The sequence below is a fragment of the uncultured Anaerovibrio sp. genome, from assembly GCA_902786545.1.
Lineage (GTDB): Bacteria > Bacillota > Negativicutes > Selenomonadales > Selenomonadaceae > Anaerovibrio.
This window is the reverse complement of record CADACU010000083.1, coordinates 1-3,927: the sequence shown is the minus strand read 5'-3', so window position 1 is coordinate 3,927 and position 3,927 is coordinate 1. Positions and strand designations below refer to the sequence as shown.

At 43.8% G+C, this 3,927-nt stretch carries 4 protein-coding genes; all 4 read right to left on the bottom strand.

Going from position 1 to position 3,927, the window contains the following annotated elements:
- Positions 1 to 426: 426 nt before the first annotated feature.
- A complete protein-coding gene (preA, locus tag QZV24_RS10205; protein WP_294523499.1) occupies positions 427 to 1,932 on the bottom strand; it encodes an NAD-dependent dihydropyrimidine dehydrogenase subunit PreA in 1,506 nt (501 codons plus the stop codon).
- 121 nt (positions 1,933 to 2,053) lie between these two features.
- Entirely contained in the window at positions 2,054 to 2,485 is a 432-nt protein-coding gene (locus QZV24_RS10200) for a flavodoxin (protein WP_294523501.1), read from the bottom strand.
- A 26-nt stretch (positions 2,486 to 2,511) separates the two neighbouring features.
- The gene (locus QZV24_RS10195) at positions 2,512 to 3,078 is read right to left on the bottom strand and encodes a DUF3793 family protein (RefSeq protein WP_294523496.1); all 567 of its coding nucleotides are present in this window, start codon (positions 3,076 to 3,078) and stop codon (positions 2,512 to 2,514) included.
- 375 nt (positions 3,079 to 3,453) lie between these two features.
- Positions 3,454 to 3,927: SufD family Fe-S cluster assembly protein (locus QZV24_RS10190; RefSeq protein ID WP_294523494.1), on the bottom strand; the 474-nt coding region annotated here is incomplete at its 5' end.

Sequence of the window (3,927 nt, the reverse complement as noted above, 5' to 3'; positions counted from 1 at the left end):
ACCATCATCTGGCTTTAAATCATGTGTGCATGATTTAATTATTGCATTGTTTAGTTTTCAAAGAACACCACACTCGTTCTTTTTGTCTATAACTTTGTTACTTCTCGACTTCCTCGGTCAGCGTACTAGGTTATGTACGCTTCGGTCGGGCGTCTCGTCGCGCCTCGTTCTAGGCAAAAATCACTTCGTGTCTCTACTGACTTTCAAGCTCTCGCTTCGTGAGTCAGCTTTTATATAATATCTCAAGAAAAAGCTTCTGTCAAGAAGTTTTTAAGATATTTTCTGTTGCCAGTTGAGACTGATATGTCTTTGTTGCCGACAACGATGTATATATTACTCGGATTTGCATTCATTGTCAACCACTTTTTAATAAAAAAGATGGAGGTCGGTGACAGTGTACCATCAGACCTCCATCTTATAGGTATTTTATCGTTTTATTCGTTTGCCGGATGACCGGATAGAATCCGTTGGGCACACCAGCGTACAGAGATGACACCCTACACACTTTTTCGCATTAAAAATCGGTCGCCGTATTTCATCCAAATGGATAGCCTGATGCCCTCCATCGGAACATGATATTTCGCATCGACCACAACCAATACATTTTTTCCGGTCAAATTTGGGTAATACCACTGTATCCCGCTCCAAGACATCAGTAGTAACACTAACCGAATCAAGCCCAAGCCCGATTACCTCCTTTACAGAAGCAAAGCCCTTTTCCTGTAAATAGTAATTCAGTCCACTCTTCAAATCATCAATTATTCGATAGCCGTATTGCATAACAGCAGTACTCACCTGAACAGTGCTTGCTCCCATCAGCATAAACTCCAAAGCATCCTGCCATGTTTCTATACCACCGATACCACTGATGTGCATATCCGTTAAATTCGGATTTTGACCCATTTCCGCTATAAATCGCAAGGCAATCGGTTTTACCGCATTGCCACTGTACCCCCCTACAGCAGACCTTCCCTTAACATCCGGACTCGACACAAAAGTATGTATATTAACCCCCATAATACTCTTTATGGTATTTATGGCGGAAACACCATTGGCCCCCCCCCGCTTAGCCGCCTCGGCTGCCGGACTCATATAAGCCACATTCGGTGTAAGCTTGGCCATAAGTGGAATGCTTACGCCCCGCCTGGCCGCAGCCGTATACCTCTCCACCAGCTCCGGATTTTGTCCAACATCGGCCCCCAATCCTTCTTCCGTCATATTGGGGCACGAAAAATTTAACTCAATTGCATCCGCACCATTTTCCTGGCACAGGTGCGCCAGCTCTTCCCACTCCTTCTCATTTCGGCCCATAATGGATGCCACAATGACTTTATCAGGATATTCCTCTTTTAAATTGCGAAATGTCTCCATTATTTCAGGAATACAATGATCCGATAGCTGTTCCACATTTTTAAAGCCCATAATTGTGCCGTTGACATCACGAACAGCCGAAAATCGTGGCGATGCCTCATGAATATCGAACGAACAAATTGTTTTAAACACCACGCCAGCCCAGCCTGCCTCAAAGGCCCGGGCACACATATCATAAGTACTGGATACCACTGATGATGCCAGCAAAAACGGATTTTCCAATTTCACTCCGCACAAATCCGTCTGCAAGGCCATTTCATCCTTCGGCATAGGAATATCCAGATTAGGCCGTATTTCCTGAGCCATACATGACACAATTTCCTTTATCGGCACCTGCCCTGACTTAATGCATGCTTTTTCGCACGGCGCCGGACAATCCACGCAAAACCCTGTATTAGGCAGATTAGCAGCAGCAAATATCTCATTATCAAACCATAGGCTTCTTAACTGTTTCCCCGGCTTAATGCCTCTTGGACACACCTCATCACAGGGAGCATTTCCACAAAGGACACAGTTTTGCATCACCTTTCGTTTTAATCTTCCCCCCAAATACATCTCCATACCCCCTAGCTGAAAACTTTAACTATCAGCAAATACCTATAATGGAGAAATTCTATGGAAATGCCAAAAATCCTGTTAGGAAATAAAAAAACCGATTAACCGCTCCCCTGCTATCTATTACTTAGACATTTTTGACAAATTCTTCAGCAAAGGTACGACAACTGGCCAGTCCATCCTCATCCGGCACATTATTTATCATTAACCCATCGCCATAGACTTTGGCTTCAGCTGCTTTTGTTCGCCGGGTCCATTCTTCCATCCATTCACCATTTCCCCAGCCATATGAGCCAAATAAACCTACAGGAATACCGGACAGATGGCCTTCTGCTTCAGCAAAAAACGGTTCAAACTCAGCTTCCTCCAATACCTCACAGCCCATAGCCGGACAACCAAAGAGAAACCCTTCATAATCACTCATCTTATCTGCACTGAACCCATCTACAGAAAACAGCTCCACTTCAGCTCCCGCAGATATTGCTCCCTCTACCATGGCCTCAGCCATAGCCTTAGTGTTTCCGGTACCTGACCAATATACAACAGCAATCTTCATTATTCTTCCATCCTTTCAAACAAATAATTTTATGCAGCTTTTATGGCATCCTGCAGACTTTCCCCAGCCAGCAGCCGCCCCCACATCTTATTTATGCACTCATTATAACATTGAAACAACCGCTTAACAGCTGATTCATTGGCATACACCTTCCAATATCCGCAAAAGAGAAAATCCTGTCCCTTGCGTTCAATAAACCCCTTAACATCCTGCGGCGGATATCCTAAAAACAAACCGATTTCATGGGGAAAGCCATCGCAATCCCTCATTCTTTTCAGAAGAAAATCCAGCATCGGGCTGAGACCATTATTCACCGGATAGCCATATTCCTTCAAAATTCGTATTGCCTGCGGGCGACGGAGAACACCGCTAAGCATTTGCGGTCGATAAAACAGCATAAGTATATGCTCACGCTGCCGCATCAGCTGCAGGTATTTAATCCCCTGATTTTTAAACAGGATCTGATGCCGCTGAAAAAAATTAGCCAAAGAGGCTCTGTCACTGTATTTTAGTGCTATCATACTGCCCGCTTTTATTCCTTTTAAGGTAGGTCCGCAGTGATAAACCAGCTGCCGTTCATAATAATTGCTTTTCATAATATACCTCATTATTGATAATTATTTTCATTTACTTTATATATAATACCATATTGAAAATAATTATCAATATATTTTAGCTTTTTTATAACGCCATTTTTCAAATTTTTCTGCTTTAGAAGCTTCGCGTCGCAACGAGGCGGTCAGTGTCAGCTACTCAGCTTCGACTATTGTCTTGCTTTGTAGGACACTTTCGCATGGGACGTATTAACAAAGCATTGTTGCTGCTTTGATACGTCCGCACTGGGAGATATGATCGGCAGCTGTTGTAGTTTGTTTTCCCCCACCTAAAAAGGGGGGACATCTTAAAGCTCGTTATAAAAAAAGAGCTGAGAAAAATGCCACAGCATTTATCTCAGCTCTTAAATATTAAATTTATCGCAAAAATCCTCCGATAATCTGTTCCTCCGCCTCAGCCTCTGACAAGCCCAATGACATTAGCTTAATCAACTGATCACCGGCTATTTTCCCAATAGCCGCTTCGTGTATAAGGGCTGCATCCACATTTCTGGCATCCAGTTTCGGTACTGCCACCACATGGGCATTATCCATAATAATGGCATCACATTCTGCATGACCATTGCACACGGTATTACCCACAATGGCTGCCTCAAAAATCTGCTCTGAACTATCCTTAGCTACCGATCGGGAAATTACATCTGTACTGGAGCCTTCCCCATTCAGCTCCACCTCATACACACTGGTAGCCTTTTGCTCTCCGTGGGTCATCAGCCGCTCGTGAACAATCATAGTGGCACCCTCCGCCAGTTCAGCTTTAGTAGTACGGTAGGTATTATCAACGCCCTTTATCTGCACCATTTCCATATCAACATAGCTGTTTTCCTTCTG